Source organism: Blautia sp. HCP28S3_G10, assembly GCF_052065235.1.
Classification (GTDB): Bacteria; Bacillota; Clostridia; order Lachnospirales; family Lachnospiraceae; genus Blautia_A.
In genome coordinates this window covers 1-20775 of sequence record NZ_JBQHUL010000045.1, presented here as the reverse complement: position 1 = coordinate 20775, position 20775 = coordinate 1, and the positions used below count along the sequence as shown (strand labels likewise).

The following is a 20775-nucleotide window of genomic DNA, read 5'->3' as shown; positions in this document are numbered from 1 at the left end:
AGTGAAAAACTCCAATCTATCAAAAATCGCATGTGAATTATAGTGAATTACTCCAACTCGCAAAGGGCTGGGGTAATTTTATATCTGACCGCATCATTATTTGGCGGTTACTTTTTATCAATCAAAATTTCGTATTGCAACAATAATTTAGAACTGGAAATTCGTTTTACCTGAATTCCCTCTAAACTATCATATTCAAACACATCTATAAAATCACAATAATTTTGTTGTTTCTGGCACAGTCCATCAATATAATACACTAAATCCTCTTCAGATATATGAGCCCGCTCACTCACAACTTTATCTCTTCTCAAATCATCATCTTTATTTCTCTGTGCATCCGTAAAATCGCAATCATGATTTCCCGGAACAAAAAAGAACAAAATTCTCAGTTCCTTACGTCTTTCTAAATATTCCTGAACTTCCATAAAAAAATTTAATGCAATTTCATACTCTTTTTTCTGCCCTGCCTGTGCAATATCACCTGATACAATAAATAAAACTATATCTCTTTTTAAAGCATTTTGTAAAATAGCATTACAAATTTTTTCCTTTTTCTCCAATACAGTATTTCCATCTTCTCCAAAATGTATATCACTGAAATGACAAATTGTAATTCTCATTGTTTTCTCCTATGCATATTTTTTTTAATTATACACCTATACAGGGAGAACGGACAATTCATTTTTCTTTATTAGGCTTTACAGATAGCATTATCTATTGCTACAAAATCGACCGCCTATTCTAATAATAGTATTTAGTTTCTATCTTAAATCTGCAGAAAGAATAAAAGTTCCACAAATTCGCCATAAGTGAAAAATCTTTTCTATAAATATATTTCATTTTCAAAGGTACTTGCTGTTTCTGGCACCATTCATAAATATCTCTCATCAACATTTTTTCTCCACTATTTATCCGATTAATAAGAATATTCTTTTTGTATTCTTCCGAACCGACTTTGAAAATTAAGTAGAATAAGACATTATAGTACCCGACTAGGACAACTTCGCTACTATCCCCTTTTTCCATGTACGCCATGCACACTTTCCACCTTTCCCTGTATTTATCGTACTATTTATCCACATATTCTTACGCCATACACCTTATACCCACCCTATAATAAGGGGTGAATATTCCCACCAATATCAAAATAATTTCAACAACTCCAACTGCATCTTCTTCATGTACAAATTCTTCTGCTGTCTTCAAAAAATTTCCCATTCCTTTACCTCCATTTCATTGTTTAACCGTAGAAAGACAAAAATGCAGGAATCATAACAACAGCCATCACCACCGCCAGCATCATGATCATCGGCACCAGCAGTTTTGTCGCTGCCGCCTCTCCCAGAACTCTTGCCTTTCTTTTACGTTCTTCCCAGGCTTCCAGTGCCTCCCGCTCCAGCATTTCTGCCATTCTTCTGCTTCCTTTCTGCAGATTCTGGATAAGAAGCGTCGAAAATGTTTTATACTTTATCTGTCCACACCGTTCTCCAAATCTCCTGTATGCTTCCAGCTCCGCAACACCACTCTCCATTTCATGGCAGGCTATAACTATCGCTTCATATGCATATCTTTCTGTTTTTGGACGGTTTTTCAGATAATCTGATCCTATTTTCTGAAATGCCCTTCTTGCGGTCATTCCTGCCTGCACCAGAAGTGTAAATTTCATAATCAGTGAAGGATAATCTGTCAGAAGCTGTTCTGAACGCTTTGCCAGTTCCTGCTGCGTTTCTCTTGCTTTTTTCAACATGATCACAAAAGCTGCAAAAAAGGCCAGCGCTGCAATCATTGACCCGGAGCTGTCTCCCGGTTTCTGCCATTCCAGTTTCTTTCCATTCCACTGATCTGGAAGATAATAATAATCCGGATCCTGTTTCTGTTCATTGTATCTGGCAATTTCTTCCAGAAGTTCTTTCTCTCTGGTTTTCTCCGGAGTTTCCGGTTCTTCCATTTCAGTTGCAGTATCATTCTGTGCTGTTTCTTTTTCCGGTATCTGTACCTGCAGCGTTTCCGGTTCCTCTCCATCTACTGACAGCTGAAACTCTTCAGTATATGCACCGGAAGTTTCTTTTTTTATTCTGGGATGCTCAGGATAAACTTCCGTCATTCCCTGTGTCAGAGTCAGCATCATGCCAAGAATATTTCCGCAGACTGCAACCAGAAAAAATAACTGCATGCTTTTTTTATCTGCCAGCCCCTCCAGTCGTATCCATCCTGCCTTCCAGACCAGCACAACTCCAACAGCCATTATAAAAATCACAATGTGTATCCACATATTTTATCAGACCTCAATATCTACAATTTTGCATCCCAGCCAGTAAGAAGTCCCGTAAATTCCAAGACATAATGTCATTGCACAGATTCCAAAAAGATTCCCATACAACACATTTAAGAATCCCGGTGAAGTCAGTTTCAGATAAAAAATAATTCCTGCCGGCATGAAACTCATGATCATTTGTTCTGCCTTTTTGGCCGCAAGAGTAGACTCTATTTCTCTTTTTACATCGATTTTATCTCCAAGCATTCTGGCAGATGTCTGTATGATCTTTACCATATCGCCACCAGTTCTTTTTGCAGCAAAAAACACTGCTGCAAAATTTTCCACATCTTCAATCTGACATCTTTTTCCAAGGCTGAGAAACAGTTCTTCTACAGGGACGCTGATCTTCAGCTGACTTTCCATATAATGAAACTCTCTGAGAATATCTGAATCCACAGAATAAAGCCTTTCCAGGTCTCTGGCACATGCAGCTACAGCATTTTCAACAGAATATCCTGCCTGAACTGCAACACTCAGAGAATTCAGTGCATCTTTAAACTGATAATTCAGATTTTTCTTCCGCTCTCTGATAAGCTGCTTTTTTCTGATTTTCAACCAGATTACTGATATCGGGATTGAAAGAATCATCAGCCACTGATTCTGATAAAACAGATAGTCCAGAATTCCACAGATGACCAGGCACTGTACAAGGTATTTCAGAACTTCTCTCCCGGAAAACCGATATTCTCCGTAATTTTCCTTCATATGCTCACCCCTGCCCTGATCAGTTTTTCCCTGTTCTTAAGAGAAGCCGTCTGCACCAGCCCTCTTCCTTCCTGCCACTGATATAATGTTCTTGTTCTGATTTCATGTTCCTCAAAGCCGCATACTTCAGTTATTTCCAGCACTTTACGACTTTTGTCCCGCATTCTGCCGAGATGTATCAGAATATCCACACCTGACGCAATCTGCCTTCTTATTGCTTCAAGAGGAAGCTCTACTCCCATAAGAGTCATAGTCTCAAGTCTGGAGAGCATATCTTTTGCCGAGTTTGCATGTGCAGTGCTCAGACTTCCCTCGTGCCCTGTATTCAGTGCCTGCAGCATATCAACTGCTTCGCCGCCTCTGACTTCTCCTACAACAATTCTGTCAGGGCGCATTCTGAGGGCTGTCTTTATCAGATCACGAATTGTTATTTCTGAAGCACCTTCCACATTTGCCATTTTGGCTTCCAGTCTCACCAGATTGGCAATTCCCTGTATCTTAAGTTCTGCATTATCCTCAATCGTGATCAGTCTTTCATCAGATGGAATATAATTTGACAGTGCTCCAAGAAACGTGGTTTTGCCACTTCCGGTTCCACCTCCTATAATCATGGAATATCTTGCTTTTACCAGTTTTTCCAGAAACTCTGCACATTCCGCAGGAATACTCCCAAGTGAAATCAGTTTTTCCATTGTTATCGGTGTATCCGGAAATCTTCGAATCGTAAGAATCGGACCATTCAGTGCAACCGGACGAATCACCGCATTTACTCTGGCACCGTTTTCCAGACGGGCATCCACTATAGGCATTGATTCGTTGACCACTCTGTTACATCTTCCAACAATCTGCTGAATCACATCCTCCAGTTTTGCTCTGGAAGTAAAACATTTATCCCATTTTTTCAGCTTGCCCTTACGTTCCACAAAAATATCTTCCGGTCCATTTACCATAATTTCTGTCACTGTCTCATCTTCGATCAGTTCCTGAAGAACATCAAGTTTTCGTACAGAATGAAATAATTCCTGCCGGAGCTGAACCTTTTCTTTCAACGAAAGACAGGAATCTCTCATTCCCGTAAGAATCAGTTCATCAATCTGTTCCAGTATTTCTTTATCAGATAATTCTCTGGCAAGATCCAGTTTTTCCATAAGAAGACTGCGAAGCTCCTGAAATGTTTCTTTGCTCATATTTCTCCTTTCCTGATCATTTCTCTGATATAATCTCCAAGTTCGCTCCACACCAGCTGCTCCACAAAAGCCGTTCCCTTCAGATCTCCCATTTTCAGATGAAGGTGCATTTTTACTGTTTTTGCCAGTATCTGTCCCCAGTCTCTCATACGCAGCATGTTTTCGTATTGTTCTGTTTTGCACCTAGACATCATATCTGAACGCACAGGCATATAGATTCTGCTGCACATATCCAGAAGTCGGAACAATTCATCAATCCCGTTTCCAATATCCAGAATAATTATTTCATACGAACTGTGAAGAACAAGCTCTTTCAGAAATCCTTCCCATTCTTCAAATGACGTCTGTCGTATATCTTCCGGAAACTGTACGGGCGGTATAAAATCCAGATGCCCCATACTCTGTACGATCCCGTTAAGCTGTACCATAAGATTCGTTTCTTCCTGCCTTGCATAGTACAGAAGATCACTGAGCGTCCCATGAAAAGTTCTTCCCAGAAGTTCCTCAAACCCTGCATATTCCTCCATATTCAGATACAATACGGACTTTTCCCGCCCCAGAATCTGTCCCAGGGTAAGTGCAAAAGATGTCTGAAGGCAGCGCCCGACAGGCGAATATACACCCAGTATCTCCGTTGTTTTCTTCAGAGCAGGTACCTGCTGCGGCAAAAGAATCCTGCTTTCACCATAACATGCCATAACTTCTCTTATAATGTCAGAGGAAGCCTGATATTTATATACTCCCGCATATGCGTCAAATTCTTCTGGCTTTGTTCCTTCTGTAAGTATCATAGTCTTTCCTGTATTTAGTTCTTCCACTTCTCTGCACATGGCCTGGGCAGAAATCAGCAGCAACTCAATATGATTTTCGCTGCCGTAAGCCAGAAGGCTTTCTACATTTGTAAAAGCCTGTACTTCAAATGGAAGATTCTTTTTCTGGTTCAGATACTCCATAAAATTCCGAGCATATTCTTCTTCAAGGTCACAAACTGCAAAAATCTGTTTTTTCAATATATACCTCCTGCATACAACATCACACTCATAAACACAGGAACAGTAAAATGAATATTCTCCACAGCTGTTCCCTTTCGATAATAGGGTTTCTTTTTTCCTGTCCTGATATAAGCATTTATATATCCGGTCAGATACTGTATTCTGTTCCCTGCTTCTCCGCTTGAGATCAGCACTGCCAGTGAAATTCCTGCTCCTGAAAGAAATGCATACCAGATGCATTTACAGACAACTGTGGGACCCATTATTCCCCCAAGTGCGCAGAACAGTTTGATGTCCCCCGGTCCCAGCATCCGAAACCAGAACAGACTTCCAAGTATCAGAACCGGCAGCGTTCCTCCTGCCAGAAAGCTGGAAATTCCGTTCATATTATTCCGAAACAGCTGTAACACAAAACCTGCCAGAAGGGAACACGCAATCCAGCTGTTTTTTATCTGCATCTGATACAGATCCATAACAACAGCTACTCCGGCAATGGTGAGTAATACAATTCGGTCAACAGTAAATGTTCTCCTCCTCCTTTCTGAATTAAGTTAAATACTAAATGGGATAAGTCCGTCTGACCTGACGGTTAGGAATACCAGATGACTTCTGGTGAGTCTTATTATAGGAGGCACATAAGGCTTTGTAAAGAAAATTCGTTCGTCAAATTCGGACAGCTGATTTCAACAACTTTCACAGTTACTTGCACATGTTACTGTTCACTCCGTTCACAGCAACTTGGTCAAAATCCATTCCAAATCACCTTCGGTGATGGGATTTTGCCCTGCATGTCTCGGGATTTTGCCATATTCATGGCAAAACACCTCGCGGGATATTACCTGTGAACAGTTACTTGCACATTTCATTTCTCTTCGGTATAATGAAAGTTACTTCTTCTCATTGCAGAGGATACAGCATACAGGAGGCTTTTTCATGGAAAAAAAAATCAAAAAAATAGAAGATATGTCATTAAATGCATGGCCGTCACATAAGATGGAACTTTATGACGGATGGATTCTGCGCTTTTCTTATTTCTACACACACAGAACCAACAGCGTAGAACAGTTCGGAACTTCAACTCTTTCCTGGCGCGAAAAAGTATCTTACTGCGAGAATGTATACAAAAGACTTGGCTCACCTGCAATTTTCAAGATCAGCCCACTGGTATCTCCGGATTTTGACTATACTCTTGAAAACAGAGGCTATGACATTCAGCACACTACTGAAGTCATGACCGTCAGCCTTTCTGAGGCAGATCTGTCTGTATCCTGTCCTAATGTGACACTGACAGATGAGATTCCCGACATCTGGATCACAAGCCTTTTTGATCTGAAAGGCATGACTAACCCTATCCACAGAGCAGTCGTTCCTTCCATGTACAGGGCAATCCCGAAAGAAACTGTCTGTGCGTCCATCTGGAAAGACGGTAAGATCATTGCAACAGGTCTTGGCATACTTGACAGAGATTACATTGGAATTTATGCAATCCATGTAAAAGAAAAGTACCGCGGACATGGTTTTGCCCGTCAGATATGCACCTCTCTTCTGAAAGAAGGCGCAAAAAAAGGCGCTGAAAACGCCTATCTGCAGGTAGTTAAAGGAAATACTCCTGCTCAGAATCTTTATTCTTCTCTTGGGTTCAAATATTTTTATACTTATTGGTTCCGGGTTCAACCCCGGCAGAACGGAGTCGAATTATGAAAAAAGCACTCGCATTCTTTTTCTGTATCAGCCTGAGTCTTACTTTCAGCGGATGCAGTGCCGGCGATCTTGTCGATCAGTATATTTCCACCGGTGATACAGAAGAAACACAGAATGCTCCTTCAGAAAGCAACCGTGTATATATGGACGAAATTCGAGGAATACTGCAGGATTTTAATGGTAATCAGGTTACTGTTTCCAGCGACTCTGCCTCCTACACTTTTGATATTTCGCAGGCAACTGTTGAATGTCAGGACGGACTGCTTGCCGGTGCCAGTGTCTGTGTGATATATCAGGGACAGCTTCAGGATACTGACACCAGTACTGTGAAAGCCCTGAAAGTTGTAGATGATTATCACCAGAACAATACAATAGAAGAAAATACTGTTCAGGGACAGCTTCAGAATCTGACTTCCAATTCTGCGGTTATAAAAACAGGTGATAATCAGATCATTACCTGTCCAATAACCGGTACAGAGCAATATTATCAGAGCGGGATTCAGACAAATACTCCTGTTTACCTGCATTATAAGGGAAATTTTGTCAGTTCACCAGATAACCCCAATGCACTGGACGGCACTCATACCAGAATTTTCAGCATTTCAGATATCGATCCTCTGGCTGTTCCATCTCCGACACCTACACCAGCCCCTGTAGAGGGACAGGAAACAAAAAAAGAGAACCAGATGCGCGCCGTCATCCAGAATATACAACTGAATTCCCTGACAGTTGCAATCGACAACACCAGCACAATACTGCAACTGAATATGGCAGGAATTCCCTGTTACTTTAACGGTGGAACATCTATTGGTTCTCATGTAACTATTACTTATACGGGTGATTTTAACGGAAGTACACTGGACGGAATTACGCTTCTCGGTATTACGGGAGAAACACCGGAAAGTTCCCGCAACCGAAGTCCTTCTTTCAGCGTAACCGGAGATATTACTGCTTCTACTTCCAATACCATCACTCTTCTTACTTATGATGGTATGTATATCACATGTTATACAGAAGGTGTGACAAACACTTCTACCGGTGGTCTTCTTACCGGAAGTTCTGTAAAAATTTACTTTAACCCGGCAGACTGTCGTACCTCTAATATCTATACTGCCCTTAAGATTGAGGATGCCTGAAACGCTTTTTAATTTCGTTTTCACCATTCTTCATCCAGTTTTTAACTTCATCGGTATCGCCAAGGATTTTCAGAAATGCCTGATATTCCTGACCGATACCGATACCATGCATTACTCTGTATGCTCCTGCATCACTTCCAAGCGCAACCCTGGCTTTTTTATCAAATGCAAGTTTCAGATTCTCTTCAGCCTTGCAGATTATCGGTTTCAGAATTTTATCTCCATATCTCCCATCTCCCAGAAGATTTCTCACAGTAACCAGCGTAGGTACCCACACCGTATTACTCTCGGCAAGCATGGAAATTGTTTCTTCATCCATATAATTTCCATGTTCCAGGCTGTCCACGCCTGCCTCTAATGCAGCCTGCGCACCATAAACGCCATTTGTATGACTCATTACTGCAAAGCCTTCCTCATGAGCAATATGTACCATTTCTTTCACTTCTTTTTTATCCAGCGGAGTTCCTGTTACTTTCCCGTGATCATTAAAATCAAGAAGACCGGTTGTCATGATTTTTATAAAATCGGCCCCTTCATCACGAGCTTCACAGACCCTCTGATAAAATTCTTTCATAGTAGAAAACCCTCTGCCGACAATTGCCCCGTAGTGGCCTTCTTTATGTATGGCAAATATGGGTGTACGATAATCTATTCCATACTCCGGTGCCAGACTCCGTGCCAGCCTGGATGCACCATATGGATCTCCTCCCTCTCGTAAAAAAGAAACGTTGTTCTCCTGGTATGCCTTGAGGCACTGACGGATTGCTGTCTCATTCACAGACTTTCTGTGATCCTCAACAGCTCTGTGATAATCATAACCATTCATAAATACATGCGCATGGCATTCTCCAAACATTTCTTCTGCACCTCTTTACTGACGGAAAAACTGGCGGATTTCTTCTTCTGTTGCCTTCACAGATCCCTGTACAAAGAACGGTTTCCCGCCGCCTCTTCCATTCAGAGCTGCATTCATATCTTTCGTAAACTGACGGAGATCCCCATTCAGTTCTCCCATTGCATATTTGTAACTTCCATCTTCATTTCTGGAAAATACAGCACAGCAGCCGGAACATTTCTGCATAATCGCATCAGCCATCTTACGCACCTGATCTGCTTCCAGTCCTTCATGAAAAGCAAGCACACTTCCGGCATCCTCATAACGCTGTGCCTCTGTTTCGCTCAACTCATCCACCATATGCATGAGTTTTCCCTTCAGACGGAAATTTTCATCCTGAAGACGTTCTACAGCAGCGGCTGTCTCTTCTGTTTTAGCAGAGAGTTTAACCGAAATCTGATGATTCTGATCATTGACCATATTCAGATAGTCAAGTACACGTTTTCCACAGATCATGGTAACTCTCACACCTTCACGAAAATTTTCTACTGTGAGGATCTTCACTGCTCCAATTTCACCAGTATGAGTCACATGTGTACCACAGCAGGCACAGAGGTCCGAACCCGGAAAACGAACAAGGCGTACCTGTCCGGTCAGTTCCTTTTTGCTTCTGTAAGACAGTGTTTCAAGTTCTTCCTCAGATGGATAAAAAACTTCCACAGCTGTATTTTCCCAGATTTTACGGTTTGTTTCTTCTTCAATTTCCTGAAGCTGCTTTTCTGTAAGAACTCCACTGAGATCTACTGTTATTACATCACTTCCCATATGAAATCCTACGTTATTATAACCATAGGCTTCATGGATCAGACCACTTACAATGTGTTCGCCGGAATGCTGCTGCATCAGATCAAAACGTCGTTCCCAGTCTATCTTTCCCTTTATTTCCTGTCCCACTTCTATTGCCTTTTCTGTATGGTGAACGATCACTTCTCCCTCTTCCTGCACATCGGTGACCGGAATATCATTTAATGTACCAAAATCACAGGGCTGACCGCCTCCCTCAGGATAAAAAGCAGTCTGATCAAGAATAATTCCATATCCATCTTTCAGTTCTCTGCACTCCTGTACTGTAGCAGTAAATTCTTTCTGGTAAACATCCTCATAATAAAGTTTTTTTGTCTCACTCATAATGCCATCCTTCTTTCTCCTGCTGTTTCTGTAAATAATCGGTTATTCTGTTTTTCAGTATAACACAGCTTTTCCCTCATGAACAGAAAAAGGCAGACATGCCAATGCATTATCTGCCTTTTCGATTACTTCAATTCTTTTGTGACACGAAGACGGGTCATAGCTCTCGCCAGCGCCATCTGACTTCTGTGATATTCCAGAATACTCTGTTTCTGACGCAGTTGCTCTTCTGCCCGGTCTTTTGCTTCCGCAGCCCTGCGGACATCAATTTCTTCCGGACGCTCCACAGTCAGGCAAAACAGTTTCACACGATTATTAATCATTTCAACAAATCCAGAACTTACAGCTGTTGTCTGCCAGTTTCCTTCTGCATCCTCATAACGCATTTCTCCCGGAACAATCGCACATATCATATCCACATGATGTGCAAGAAATTCTTTCTGTCCATCTTCTGCCGGAATGATCAGTGACCTTGCTCTTCCTGCGTAAAACAGCCTGTTAGCTGCATATATTTCAAGACCGAATGTACTTTCCATAAGCTTCACCCTCCTGCTTATTGCTCAAGAGTTTTTGCTTTTTCAATTACTTCATCAATTGTTCCGACATTAAAGAAAGCATTTTCCGGATACTGATCCATCTCACCGTTGATGATCATTTTAAATCCTCTGATGGTCTCTTTCAGTGGAACATATTTTCCAGGAATACCTGTGAAGTTCTCAGCTACATGGAATGGCTGGGACAGGAATTTCTGAATCTTTCTTGCACGGAAAACAGTATTTTTATCTTCATCTGAAAGTTCTTCCATACCAAGAATGGATATAATATCCTGCAGCTCTTTGTACTTCTGAAGAATTTCCTGAACTTTACGTGCAACTTCATAATGCTCTTCTCCAACAACATCTGCTTCCAGAATACGTGATGTAGATTCCAGCGGATCAACGGCCGGATAAATACCCTGTTCAACAATTTTTCTGGACAGTACAGTTGTAGCATCCAGATGTGCAAATGTTGTTGCCGGTGCCGGGTCAGTCAGGTCATCGGCAGGTACATAAACAGCCTGAACAGATGTTACTGATCCGGATTTTGTAGAAGCGATTCGTTCCTGAAGTTCACCCATTTCATTCGCCAGAGTTGGCTGATAACCAACTGCTGAAGGCATACGGCCAAGTAATGCGGAAACTTCGGAACCAGCCTGTACAAAACGGAAAATATTATCAATAAAAAGAAGTACATCTCTGTGCTCTGTATCACGGAAATATTCGGCCATTGTCAGACCTGTTTCCGCAACACGCATACGTGATCCCGGCGGCTCATTCATCTGTCCAAATACCAGGGCTGTTTTTTCAAGGACACCTGATTCCTTCATCTCACTCCAAAGGTCATTTCCTTCACGGGAACGTTCTCCAACACCTGTGAAAATAGAATATCCACCATGTTCTGTAGCAACATTCTGGATAAGCTCCTGAATGAGGACAGTTTTGCCTACACCGGCACCACCGAACAGACCAATCTTACCACCTTTGGCATATGGGGCAAGAAGATCGATAACCTTAATTCCTGTTTCAAGAATTTCAACAGCAGGCTTCTGTTCTTCAAAAGAAGGTGGATCTCTGTGAATTACCCAATGTTCTGCATCTTCCAGGCTTTCGCCACCATCTACTGTATCTCCGAGAACATTAAACAATCTTCCCAGTGTACAGTCACCAACCGGAACTTTAATGCCGCTTCCTGTTGCGATAACTTCACGGTCTCTCTGAAGTCCCTCACTGGCACTTAACATAATGCAGCGTACCACATTATTTCCCAGGTGCTGTGAGACTTCCATCACGCATCTTTTTCCATTGTTTTCTACTTCCAGGGCATCCTTGATATCAGGAAGCTGTCCATCTTCAAAAACAACATCTACAACAGGTCCCATGACCTGTACAATCTTACCTTTATTCATCATCGTCACTTCCTTCTCTGAGCCTTCGCACCACTGCAAACCTCAGTGATCTCCTGTGTAATTGCTGCCTGACGGGCTCTGTTATACTGAATTGACAATTCCTGCAGCATCTTCTTCGCACTGTCTGTTGATGACTGCATAGCTGTCATTCTGGCATTATTCTCACTGGCGTAGGCTTCAACCAGACAACCATAAATAACACCTGTCAGATAGTTTGGAATCATAATGTCCAGCACACCTTCTGCTGACGGAAACATCTCGATTTCTTCCTGATGAACTTCTGCCGGAATCTGAAGTGGTGAAAAACTTGTTTTCTTCAGGGGAAGAAGCTGCATATTTACAGGTTCCATCACAACTGCATTCTGCATCTGTGTGTAAATAATATGCACCTCATCTACTTCTCTTTCAAGAAAACTTCTTACAATTTCCTCACTGATCAGTCTCGCTCGATGCATGGTCGGTTTCTGTACTGTGTAACGGAAACTTCCATCCATGTCTACGTCTTTTTTATCAAAATACTGTCGTCCAACCATACCAAGGACATAAAGTTTATGATAACCTGGTGTTTTTTCCATAAACTCTTCTGTCATTTTGGTAATATTATGGTTGTATGCTCCTGCCATTCCCTTATCGCCGGTAACAACAATCGTTGCAACTTTACGTTCTTCCTGCGGGATCAGATGACGTACACTGAAAAACGGATGCTCCGTATCTGGAATGTGTCTCAGTATTCGTGCAATAGCTCCCTGCATATTATAGAAATAAGGTTCTGTATCCGACAGTATCTTTTTGGCTTTTTTCATCTTGGAAGAGGAAATCATATACATGGCATTAGTGATTTTCATAGTGTCCTGGACACTGTTTATCCTGCTCTTTATTTCTCTTGCATTTGCCATAAGTTCCTCCTATCCCAAATCACTTTGCAGCTGCACGGTCTTTGAATTCGTCTGCAACCTGAAGGATCTTTTCTCCCAGTTCATCACTGAGCTGCTTTGTCTCTTCGATTTCTCTTCCGATTTCCGGATATGCATTTTCAAAATATTCAAGCATGTCCATCTGATATTTCTTTACATTTTTCTTATCTACATGAACCATCTTTTTGTGGGTTGCTGTCCACAAAGTGATTACCTGCTGATGAAGAGTAAGAGGATGACACAATGGCTGTTTCAGAAGTTCCATAAGACAGCCACCATATGCAAGCTGTGCCTTTGTAGCATCATCAAGATCTGAACTGAACTGTGTAAATACTTCCATCTCACGATACTGAGCAAGATCGATACGCACACTTCCGGAAGCTTTCTTCATTGCCTTTGTCTGTGCAGCACCACCTACTCGTGATACAGAAAGTCCTACATTAACTGCCGGTCGCATACCTGAGAAGAACAGATCACTTTCCAGGAAGATCTGTCCATCTGTAATGGATATTACATTGGTCGGAATATATGCTGATACATCTCCTGCCTGAGTCTCAATAATAGGAAGGGCAGTGATTGATCCTCCACCTGCTTCTTCATTCAGGCGGCTGGAACGTTCCAGAAGTCTGGAATGAAGGTAAAATACATCTCCCGGATAAGCTTCTCGTCCTGGAGAACGCTCAAGAAGCAGAGACAGCGCACGATATGCAACTGCGTGCTTGGAAAGATCATCATATACGATCAGTACATCTTTGCCCTGATACATAAAGAACTCTGCAAGAGCTGTTCCTGCATATGGCGCAATATACTGAAGTGGTGCACAGTCACTTGCTGTAGAGGAGAATACAGTTGTATATTCCATTGCACCATATTTTTCAAGATTGGATACTACCTTGGCTACGGTAGAAGCCTTCTGTCCGATTGCCACATAAATACAGATAACATCTTTGCCTTTCTGGTTCAGAATCGTATCTATTGCAAGAGATGTCTTACCTGTCTGTCTGTCACCGATAATCAGTTCTCGCTGACCACGTCCAATAGGGAACATGGAATCAAGGGAAAGAATACCTGTTTCCAATGGGACAGTTACTGATTTACGGTCGATAATTCCAGGTGCCGGATTTTCTACCGGACGATATCCTTCTTCTTTAATATCACCTTTTCCATCGATTGGTGCTCCAAGAGCATCAACAATCCTGCCAATAAAACCTGCACCAACAGGAATACCGGCCTGTTTACCTGTCCTTGTTACCTTTGTACCTTCTCTGATTCCAGTATCTTTTCCAAACAGAATGCAACCCATACTGTTCGTACGGATATCCTGAACCATTCCCTTAAGTCCGTTTTCAAAAACTACAACCTCGCCATACATAGCATGGTCAATTCCATAGACTGTTGCAATTCCATCTCCTACGGAAATGACTGTTCCTACTTCCTGGTTCTGGCTGATTTCATCATAATTTGTTATTTCTTCTTTCAGAATGGAAATAATCTCATCTGGATTGATAGCACTCAACGTGTTCACCTCCGGGTTAATTTCTGTTCCAGCTTGCGGTAGCGTCCCCGCAGGCTCCAGTCATACTCACGTCCACCTGCCTGAAGTATAAATCCTCCAATCAGGCTTTTATCTTCTTTCATTTCTATTTCGGCTTTCTGCACCTGAAATTCACGGCACAGAAATGCTTTGATGCCTTCAAGCTGCTCCGGCTTTGGCAGGGTCACATACCACATAACTGCTTTCGTGATTCCCGCCTGTTTCCTGCACAGTTCATCATAATCTTCAAAAATTTCTTTCAGAAGTCCTGTTTCATGATGTTTGCAAACGACTTTGACAAAGTTTTTCATATCTTCTGGTATTACTCTGTCAATAATCCTGCTTTTACTTTCGAACGGCACCAGCGGATTCTCCAGGCTCTCTGTGAGCTCTCGAACCTCCCGGAATATTTCTCTTGTGTCCTGAATAGATTTTTCAGAAACAGAAAGCTCTTTCAGAACTTTTGCATAATTAACGGCGGTCACTGTCATCGGGATCACCTGCTTCTTCTAAAAATTGGTCATATAAGGATAAATCCTGATCTGCACCATTATTTTTACCAACGATTTTTGCGGCTGCTTCCATTGCCAGAGCGGCTACATCGCCCTGCATCTGACGCATGGCATTCTCACGCTCCGTTCTGATATCGTCCTGCGCTTTTGCCAGCATTGCATCTACTCTTGCAGCGGTTTCTTCTACCGTACGCTCTGTCTGAATCTTTGCCTCTTTTCTGGCCTGTTCCATAATCTGGTAAGACTCGTCCTTCGCTGACTTCAGTGCGTTTTCATATTTACTCTGAAGTACTCTGGCATTGTCTTCCATTTCTTTTGCTCCCGCAAACTGCTGATCGATCATAGCCTTTCTTTCGTCCATCACTTTAATGATCGGTCCGAATAAAAATTTCTTCATCAATACATAAAGAACCAACAGGTTAATGATCGTAAAGACAAGGTTGATGTCAATTTTTATCACCTGGTCCACCTGCCTCTCTTAATATCGAATATATTAACCTTGTTCTCTTAGCCCAGCATGATGATGATCAGAAGTCCGATAACGAAACCATAAATAGCTGTTGCTTCGGCAAGAGCACAACCCAGCAGCAGGTTCTTGCTGATCTTGCTTTCTGCTTCAGGCTGTCTTGCAATAGCTTCAACTGCCTTGGAAGTTGCCATTCCAATACCAATACCTGCTCCAATACCTGTAAGAACTGCGATAGCTGCACCAATTGCGATTAACATAATTTTTTCCTCCTGTGATAACAAGTTTTTTTATTATTTTTCATTCAATTGCCTCTTTGATGAACAGAGATGTTAAGAATACAAATACATATGCCTGTATAAATCCATCAAAGAAATCAAAATACAGACTGAATGGTATAGGCAAAATTGCCGGGCAGATAAATTCCAGAAGTTTCATTACAACGAAACTACCCAGAACATTACCAAACAGTCGCATACAAAGAGAAGTAGGTCTGATTGCCAACTCCAGAATATTAATCGGAAGCATAATCGGGACCGGCTCAACAAAACTGTGTAAAAAGCCCTTTGTACCTCTCTTGTGGAATCCCGAATACTCGATCAGAATAATGCTCATCAATGCCAGTGCTATAGTGACATTCATATCCTTTGTCGGTGGCGTGAAGCCAAACACACCAGCAATATTGGCTATTCCGATATAGACAACAGTGGACATCAGATAGGGAACATATCGTTTTCCCTCTTCTCCAAGAATTCCCATAAAGAAATTCTGAAGAAAACTGACTCCGGATTCCAGAAGAAGCTGTTTCTTGCCTGGATTCTCGACACTTAAATTTCGGACCAGTATCAGAGAAATGATTACCAGAACCGCCATGATCACCCAGGTCACAACTACGCTCTCAGCAACAGGTATACCACCAAAAACCGGTATGGTGAACGCTGTTTTACTTTCAAGCTCTTCCGCCAATGTGGCTGATAAATTTCCCGTCGTTCTCCCTCCTTTTCTCTCGATCGGTGCCCATATTGGTAAGACCGGTCTGCCATTTGTTAATTCATTTTGTCACCTTGATAAAAAAAAGTCAATATTCATTTTCACCATATTGTCCAACAATGAAAAATCAAATTATGCATTATTCACAATTATATTTAATATAACTTCCTATTATATTATGATTGAAATTTCGCCATACGACAGCATAGACTCCGTACCATCCATCTCTCTGACTTTCAGTCTTCCATTCTGACATATTTCCAGCGCCTGAGCTTCTCTTACATATTTGCCATCCCTGATCTGTATCTTTTTTCCGGGTACAATATTTTGATCAATATATTCTTTCGGAAGCTGTATTTCCTGTGTTTCAATCAGCAGATTATTTATGATTGCAGCTACAAGCCTGTTGCGGTCAAGCTCTGAAGCATTGTCTCTGTCAGTAAACAACCCTCCAGCTATCCCCTGAAGCTCTTCCGGATATCCTTCAGCGGTTTCATACAGATTCAGTCCGATTCCCACTATTGCAAACTCAATATTTCCACTTTCGAAATCTGTAATAGCCTCTGTCAGAATTCCACAGACTTTTTTTCCATGATAGTATAGGTCATTTACCCATTTAATATCCAGTTCGATACCTGTCACTTCTTTTACTGCCTTATATACAGCAACTGCTGCTTCTGCCGTCAGTAGAAGATTTTCCTGAAGATTTCCCCGTGGTTCCAGAATCACGCTGAGATATATCCCGGCATCTTCCGGTGAATAAAAGCTTCTGCCACGTCTGCCACGTCCCGCTGTCTGTCTGGCAGCCAGCACAAAGCTCCCGTGTTCAGCTATCCCATTAACAGCCGCCTGTTTTGCTGCTTTATTCGTGGAATCTATTTCCGGATATACCTGCATATATACTTCTTTTAAATTTAAAAAGGGCTGTATTGCCTCACATGAAAGACGGTGACTGTCTTTCACCAGCATATAGCCCTTATTTTGTCCTGCTTCAATAATGTATCCTTCTTCTCTCAGGGATTTTACAGCTTTCCATATAGCCGCTCTGGTGCAGCTCAGTTCCTCTGCCAGTTTTTCACCAGATAATACGTTTCCCTTCTGCTGCTCCAGCAGCCCCAATAATTTTGATTTTACTGTCATATACTTTCTCCATAATTTGCTAATGTTTTCTTTAAAAAAGAAATATATTCTCCGCGGATGTTCTCCGGGGACACAATGACTGCTCCGGTTCCCAGCCCTGCCAGCCAGCCAAAAAACTGTGTACTGACACTGATTCTGGTCTGAACCGAAAAATGTCCCTCATCTTTTGGAATCAGCATAACTTCCTGTCCAAAACGATCCAACACAACACCGACAAATCTGTTTTCAAATTCCATTCGCACACTTTGTTCTTTTCCTCCAAACATTCCGAATGTGCTGGTTGAAAATCTGCTCAGATCAAAATTTCTGAAAACTGCATCTCCATTGCGTTTATTTTGTTCTACTGTCACATGCATCATTTTATCTATACGATAATGCTTTACTATTCCGCTCTTCTCATCAAGACCAAGCATATAATAATTTTCGTTTTTCCATATGAGTTCCCATGGACTCACACGGTACCTCTCTCCATTATGCTTCTGTTTCAGAGTTTTTGATAAGGTCCATTCACAATAATAAAAACTTATCTGTCTGTTATCTGATATTCCTTCATAAATACCTTCAATACATTCATACACTGCTTCATTAACCGACTTTATCCCTACTTCCGCAGCCATCTGACTTTTCAGTTTGCGCGCTTCACCAACACTGGTAAGATGTTCCAGTTTACGCAGCAGCTCTCTTGTCTGGTTATGAGTCAGAAAATGTGATGACTGCACAGCATCCATCAGAAATTTCAGCTCAGCAAGTCCAAGCTCACGCTCAGCCAGATAATATCCTCCGTTTTTGCCTCTTCGATTTTGAATTTTCATTCCAAATAGTTTCAATGTTTCGATATCATCATAAACCGTCTTTCTCTCCACACTGATTCCATAGCTGTCCATATATTGAATAATATCATTTACAGACACAGGATGATCTTTATCGGTTTTTTCCTGTAGCATCTTCATCAGATACAGGATTTTTATTTTCTGATTGAATGACTTCGGCATAATATACTTCTCCAAATACTACTATTTACAGCAGCTTTTAGTTTTCGTGAATATGCTATTTATCAGTCAGCGCTGCCACCACACCAGAATATAATACCATAAATGCAAGTACTACGGCAATCCTGTCTGCTGAATGGAAATCCACATTCAGCAACATTGCCCCAAACACCATAATTTCCATTGTTACCAGAATTCCCAGCAGCATAGCCATAGAACTTGAAAATTTTCTGTCATTATCTTTCTTTTTTTCAGTTACATGTACCATATTTTTCTCCTTATATCGAACATATTTTCCGAACGTTTTTTCTGATATATGGAGTATCTCATATTTTATGTCCAATAAAACGGTACATTTGGTTTTTATTCGAATATATGTTCTAATTTGTTCAGACATATATCTTTACAAAATTATTTTAGAATTATTTTTGAAATTTGATATTTCTCCTCGTCTATCTCCATTACAGCCATTGTAACTTCTCCTCCAAATCTGCTCCTTCCACAGCTCCCGGGATTCAGCCACAGGCGCCCGTCTTTTATTTCTTCAGAATACGTATGTGTATGACCGGTTATTACAATCTCCACACTGCCAAGATCCCATGCAACATCTTTTTTATTATGGGCCATAAAAAAATTTACCCCTGCAATCTCAAAACGAAGAGTGCGTGAAATTTTTTCTGCCCAGGATCCATCATTATTACCTCTGACCACATATATATTTCCCAGTACTCTCAACTGATCCAGAATTTCAGGTCGATCAACATCGCCTGCATGCAAAATACAGTCACAGGTTTTTAAAATATCTTTAACTTCTTTTCTCAAAAGACCATGCGTGTCTGAAATGATTCCGATTTTCTTGTCATTTTCTCTCTCCACTTATCATAACTGACCTCCACATACCGGGTTACTGTAACTGCAAAAAACAGACAGCAGTCAGTGTCGATTTATGCCAAAATAATACGATGAAATTTTATTGTATTCTGTTACATATGCTATTATCATAAATACTATGAATTGTCAATTCAGCAACATCTTTTAACCGTTCACGGACGTTCGTCCGGTTTTTTCCAAAAAAACTTGAAATACACAAGGAGGTATATTATACTTAGTTTAGGAACGATATGTTCTTGCAATACTCCTGATTTTAATCTTGACTGGCATACTGCTTTTCGTTCTGCTGCAGAGATCGAACTGCATGCTGATCTTGATAAACTACATTTCAGAGGAGAATACCTATTGGGAAAACAGCCCATGCGCAGTGACCTGCTGATCACCTGCTCACATAAAAATGCTCAGTTTCACAGTAACCTGGCACAGATTTTCCGTACCTACAACTTTGTGGAATACAAATCGCCGGATGATCTTATGACTGTCAGAAGCTTTTATAAAGTATATTCTTATGCATGTAAATTCCTGGCAGACATGCCTGCCGAAAAAAAGCCTGATCCTGAAGAAATCACGTTGACATTCATTTGCAGTCATTATCCCAGAAAAATGCTCCGCCATCTTCGGGTATTCCGCAAGATCCAGATACATAAACGAGATTCCGGGGTCTATGACCTTACCGGTGATCCTTTCACCATGCAGCTGATTGTTCTCCCGCAACTTACAAAAGAGAAAAATTTCTGGCTCTACAATCTCCGTAATGACATAACAGATACCCGGGATATTGAGGAAATAGCCGATAATTATAATCCTCACAAAAATGACATTCTCTACCAGTCTGTCATGGATGTGATCACACGTGCCAACTACCAAAAATTTCAGGAGGTGAGAATTATGATGTGTGAAGCCCTGGAAATGTTATTTGCTGACGAGCTGGCCGAAGGGCGTGTCAAAGCACTGGCCGAAGGACGTTCTGAAGGCCTGGCTAAAGGTCTGGCCGAAGGACGCGCTACAGGTCTGGCCGAAGGACATTCTGAAGGACGACTTGAAGGCATAAAAGCCTTCATCGCCGGTTTCCGTGACTTACAGATGACTCCCAGCCAGATCTGTGAAAAACTCATGAAATACTTTTCCCTTAACCAGGCAGAGGCAGAAGAATATCTGAGAAAATACTGATAATTTCACATCACCCCAAAACAAGGCTGCAGGAACTTCCTGCAGCCTCCAGACTGTAGACAAAGCCCTGCTTTTGCAGGGTTTTGCTATTGTTGGAACCGCTTTTCTGATATAATAAATATCAGAAGGGCGGTGTTTTTTATGATGACGAAAAATGCAG

The 20775-nt window shown here is 41.5% G+C and carries 24 protein-coding genes; 3 read left to right on the top strand and 21 right to left on the bottom strand.

Annotated elements, in window-relative coordinates; all coding sequences use genetic code 11:
- Positions 1–107 precede the first annotated feature (107 nt).
- The 7 genes from ACTNB8_RS14475 to ACTNB8_RS14445 all read right to left on the bottom strand — a co-directional run bounded on the left by ACTNB8_RS14475 (position 108) and on the right by ACTNB8_RS14445 (position 5713).
- On the bottom strand, positions 108–623 hold the full coding sequence (locus ACTNB8_RS14475; RefSeq protein ID WP_441055802.1) for a metallophosphoesterase family protein: 516 nt from the start codon (positions 621–623) through the stop codon (positions 108–110).
- 466 nt (positions 624–1089) lie between these two features.
- Positions 1090–1221: a hypothetical protein gene (locus tag ACTNB8_RS14470; RefSeq protein WP_441055800.1), complete on the bottom strand. Its 132-nt coding sequence runs from the start codon at positions 1219–1221 to the stop codon at positions 1090–1092.
- Between the two features lie 22 nt (positions 1222–1243).
- The gene (locus ACTNB8_RS14465; RefSeq protein ID WP_441055798.1) at positions 1244–2275 is read right to left on the bottom strand and encodes a type II secretion system F family protein; all 1032 of its coding nucleotides are present in this window, start codon (positions 2273–2275) and stop codon (positions 1244–1246) included.
- Positions 2276–2281: 6 nt separating this feature from the next.
- Positions 2282–3025, bottom strand: coding sequence for a type II secretion system F family protein (locus ACTNB8_RS14460; protein WP_441055796.1), 744 nt, complete (start codon positions 3023–3025; stop codon positions 2282–2284).
- Positions 3022–4212, bottom strand: coding sequence for a CpaF family protein (locus tag ACTNB8_RS14455; protein ID WP_441055794.1), 1191 nt, complete (start codon positions 4210–4212; stop codon positions 3022–3024). Before ACTNB8_RS14455 ends, ACTNB8_RS14460 begins: the two co-directional genes overlap by 4 nt.
- The gene (locus ACTNB8_RS14450; RefSeq protein ID WP_441055792.1) at positions 4209–5222 is read right to left on the bottom strand and encodes a hypothetical protein; all 1014 of its coding nucleotides are present in this window, start codon (positions 5220–5222) and stop codon (positions 4209–4211) included. The genes ACTNB8_RS14455 and ACTNB8_RS14450 overlap by 4 nt, the downstream gene beginning before the upstream one ends.
- Entirely contained in the window at positions 5219–5713 is a 495-nt protein-coding gene (locus ACTNB8_RS14445; RefSeq protein WP_441055806.1) for a prepilin peptidase, read from the bottom strand. Before ACTNB8_RS14445 ends, ACTNB8_RS14450 begins: the two co-directional genes overlap by 4 nt.
- A 424-nt stretch (positions 5714–6137) precedes the next feature.
- Here ACTNB8_RS14445 and ACTNB8_RS14440 point away from each other — a divergent pair, with 424 nt between their 5' ends.
- Together ACTNB8_RS14440 and ACTNB8_RS14435 are read left to right on the top strand one after the other, a co-directional pair.
- Positions 6138–6905, top strand: a complete 768-nt coding sequence (locus tag ACTNB8_RS14440) for a GNAT family N-acetyltransferase (protein WP_441055790.1) — start codon at positions 6138–6140, stop codon at positions 6903–6905.
- Positions 6902–8041: a hypothetical protein gene (locus tag ACTNB8_RS14435; RefSeq protein ID WP_441055788.1), complete on the top strand. Its 1140-nt coding sequence runs from the start codon at positions 6902–6904 to the stop codon at positions 8039–8041. The genes ACTNB8_RS14440 and ACTNB8_RS14435 overlap by 4 nt, the downstream gene beginning before the upstream one ends.
- Here the strand turns inward: ACTNB8_RS14435 and ACTNB8_RS14430 are convergent.
- The 14 genes from ACTNB8_RS14430 to ACTNB8_RS14365 form a co-directional block, all read right to left on the bottom strand.
- Entirely contained in the window at positions 8022–8897 is an 876-nt protein-coding gene (locus ACTNB8_RS14430) for an amidohydrolase family protein (RefSeq protein ID WP_441055786.1), read from the bottom strand. The two genes, ACTNB8_RS14435 and ACTNB8_RS14430, sit on opposite strands and share 20 nt — an antisense overlap.
- Before the next feature lie 15 nt (positions 8898–8912).
- A complete protein-coding gene (locus tag ACTNB8_RS14425; RefSeq protein WP_441055781.1) occupies positions 8913–10064 on the bottom strand; it encodes an alanyl-tRNA editing protein in 1152 nt (383 codons plus the stop codon).
- Between the two features lie 125 nt (positions 10065–10189).
- Positions 10190–10600 carry an ATP synthase F1 subunit epsilon gene (gene atpC, locus ACTNB8_RS14420; RefSeq protein ID WP_441055780.1) on the bottom strand — a complete coding sequence of 137 codons (411 nt, stop codon included), beginning with the start codon at positions 10598–10600 and terminating at the stop codon, positions 10190–10192.
- Between the two features lie 17 nt (positions 10601–10617).
- Positions 10618–12009: a F0F1 ATP synthase subunit beta gene (gene atpD, locus ACTNB8_RS14415; protein ID WP_441055804.1), complete on the bottom strand. Its 1392-nt coding sequence runs from the start codon at positions 12007–12009 to the stop codon at positions 10618–10620.
- 5 nt (positions 12010–12014) lie between these two features.
- Positions 12015–12905 (bottom strand): ATP synthase F1 subunit gamma, encoded by an 891-nt coding sequence (gene atpG / locus ACTNB8_RS14410; protein WP_441055779.1) that lies wholly within the window; start codon positions 12903–12905, stop codon positions 12015–12017.
- 19 nt (positions 12906–12924) lie between these two features.
- Positions 12925–14439 (bottom strand): F0F1 ATP synthase subunit alpha, encoded by a 1515-nt coding sequence (atpA, locus tag ACTNB8_RS14405; RefSeq protein WP_441055777.1) that lies wholly within the window; start codon positions 14437–14439, stop codon positions 12925–12927.
- A gap of 5 nt (positions 14440–14444) precedes the next feature.
- Positions 14445–14948, bottom strand: a complete 504-nt coding sequence (gene atpH / locus ACTNB8_RS14400) for an ATP synthase F1 subunit delta (protein ID WP_441055775.1) — start codon at positions 14946–14948, stop codon at positions 14445–14447.
- The gene (gene atpF / locus ACTNB8_RS14395) at positions 14929–15429 is read right to left on the bottom strand and encodes a F0F1 ATP synthase subunit B (RefSeq protein ID WP_441055773.1); all 501 of its coding nucleotides are present in this window, start codon (positions 15427–15429) and stop codon (positions 14929–14931) included. The genes atpH and atpF overlap by 20 nt, the downstream gene beginning before the upstream one ends.
- Positions 15430–15476: 47 nt before the next feature.
- Positions 15477–15695, bottom strand: a complete 219-nt coding sequence (gene atpE, locus ACTNB8_RS14390) for an ATP synthase F0 subunit C (protein ID WP_296041868.1) — start codon at positions 15693–15695, stop codon at positions 15477–15479.
- A gap of 40 nt (positions 15696–15735) precedes the next feature.
- Positions 15736–16401 carry a F0F1 ATP synthase subunit A gene (locus ACTNB8_RS14385; RefSeq protein ID WP_441055771.1) on the bottom strand — a complete coding sequence of 222 codons (666 nt, stop codon included), beginning with the start codon at positions 16399–16401 and terminating at the stop codon, positions 15736–15738.
- 195 nt (positions 16402–16596) lie between these two features.
- A complete protein-coding gene (locus tag ACTNB8_RS14380) occupies positions 16597–17565 on the bottom strand; it encodes a biotin--[acetyl-CoA-carboxylase] ligase (protein ID WP_441055769.1) in 969 nt (322 codons plus the stop codon).
- Positions 17562–18557 carry a helix-turn-helix transcriptional regulator gene (locus tag ACTNB8_RS14375; protein WP_441055767.1) on the bottom strand — a complete coding sequence of 332 codons (996 nt, stop codon included), beginning with the start codon at positions 18555–18557 and terminating at the stop codon, positions 17562–17564. The genes ACTNB8_RS14380 and ACTNB8_RS14375 overlap by 4 nt, the downstream gene beginning before the upstream one ends.
- Positions 18558–18612: 55 nt before the next feature.
- Positions 18613–18822 (bottom strand): hypothetical protein, encoded by a 210-nt coding sequence (locus ACTNB8_RS14370; RefSeq protein WP_296156399.1) that lies wholly within the window; start codon positions 18820–18822, stop codon positions 18613–18615.
- A gap of 143 nt (positions 18823–18965) precedes the next feature.
- Positions 18966–19430: a metallophosphoesterase family protein gene (locus ACTNB8_RS14365; RefSeq protein ID WP_441055765.1), complete on the bottom strand. Its 465-nt coding sequence runs from the start codon at positions 19428–19430 to the stop codon at positions 18966–18968.
- Between the two features lie 360 nt (positions 19431–19790).
- On the opposite strand from ACTNB8_RS14365, the gene ACTNB8_RS14360 reads away from it, so the two are divergent.
- Positions 19791–20615: a 3-isopropylmalate dehydrogenase gene (locus ACTNB8_RS14360; RefSeq protein ID WP_441055763.1), complete on the top strand. Its 825-nt coding sequence runs from the start codon at positions 19791–19793 to the stop codon at positions 20613–20615.
- Positions 20616–20775 lie beyond the last annotated feature (160 nt).